Consider the following 1,429-nt stretch of genomic DNA (forward strand, 5'->3'; position numbering starts at 1 on the left):
TGAACCGACCCCCATAAGTTGGACACAACTTATGGGGTATTTTTATGCGTTACGATCTAGACTTTAAGATGCAAGTCATCGCATACTATCGGCAAGGACATAGTAGTCAGGCCACCGCTAAGAAATTTAACGTCAATCCAGAGTTTGTACTCAAATGGGTCAAACAATACCAAAGCGGTGGCATAGATGCCATTAAGCCAAAGACAAGCAAAGCCAAATACAGCAGTGAGTTTAAACTCAAAGTGTTAAGCACCATGCTAGAACAAGGTTTAAGTCAATCACAGACAGCACTGACATTTAACATCAGCTCACCGGCCCTAATCAGTCATTGGCACAAAGCGTATCGATTACACGGCTTGTCTGGACTAACAACCAAGCCTAAAGGTAGAGTCGCCATGAGTAAGCCCTTTATTACAGACAAACCAGATGATGAAAAGACATTAGCAGAATTGAAGCGTGAGAATGAATACCTACGTGCGGAGGTTGCTTACCTAAAAAAGCTCGATGCCTTGCTCAAGGAGAAGGAAAAGAAACAAGCTTTGAGAAAGCAAGGCTCATCGAAGCATTGAGGCAAGAGCACCCTTTATCTGCTTTGCTCAACATCGCTAAGATGGCTAAGAGTGTCTTTTACTACCATAGGTGTCAGTTTGATGTTAAAGACAAATATGCAGACTTAAAACAATGTATTACTGAGCTTTACCACAAGCACAAAGGCAGGTATGGCTACCGTAGAGTCACAGCTGCGTTAAAGCAGCAAGGCGCTTATCATAACCATAAGCTCATTGCTAAGCTTATGCGTCAAATGAAGCTTAGCGCAAAGATAAGACGTCAGAATTACCGATCCTATAAAGGACAACAAGGTAAGATCGCGAAGAATTATTTAAAGCGCCAGTTTTATGCAGGTCATCCGCATAAGCGCTGGCTGACTGACATTACTGAGTTTAAGGTGGGTGATGATAAGCTGTATCTATCACCCATACTTGATTGTTATAACAATGAGATTGTCAGTTACACACTCTCAAGGCGACCAACCTATGACTTAGTGAGCAAGATGCTAGGTGATGCTTTAGCAAAGACGAAAGCGTGCCGTGATAAGACACTCATGCTGCACTCAGATCAAGGTTGGCATTATCAAATGAGACAGTTTGGACAGGTGCTTAAACAGCATGGTATTAAGCAAAGTATGAGCAGAAAAGGCAATTGCTTAGATAACGCACTGATGGAAGGGTTCTTCGGGACATTAAAGTGTGAGACAATTTATATTGAAAAGCCTCAAACGATTGAGGAGTTAGAACAACAGATTCATGAGTACATGCACTATTACAATCATGAGCGTATTCAAGTGAAACTAAAAGGACTGAGTCCTGTGCAGTACAGAACTCAGTCCTTGATATAAACTTAAACCGTCCAACATTTGGGGGTCAGTTCA

General features: G+C 41.9%; 2 protein-coding genes. Both read left to right on the forward strand.

Annotated elements, in window-relative coordinates:
- Nucleotides 1–44: 44 nt before the first annotated feature.
- Nucleotides 45–569, forward strand: coding sequence for a helix-turn-helix domain-containing protein (locus JFC06_RS12170; protein ID WP_192520988.1), 525 nt, complete (start codon nucleotides 45–47; stop codon nucleotides 567–569).
- Entirely contained in the window at nucleotides 467–1,396 is a 930-nt protein-coding gene (locus tag JFC06_RS12175) for an IS3 family transposase (protein ID WP_192520989.1), read from the forward strand. Before JFC06_RS12170 ends, JFC06_RS12175 begins: the two co-directional genes overlap by 103 nt.
- Nucleotides 1,397–1,429: the final 33 nt, after the last annotated feature.

This window comes from Psychrobacter namhaensis, assembly GCF_016107545.1.
GTDB lineage: Bacteria > Pseudomonadota > Gammaproteobacteria > Pseudomonadales > Moraxellaceae > Psychrobacter > Psychrobacter namhaensis.

What these genes read in the sequence shown, in the direction of transcription:
- JFC06_RS12170 (WP_192520988.1), top strand. Translation starts at nt 45, where the DNA reads ATGCGTTACGATCTAGACTTTAAGATGCAAGTCATCGCATACTATCGG.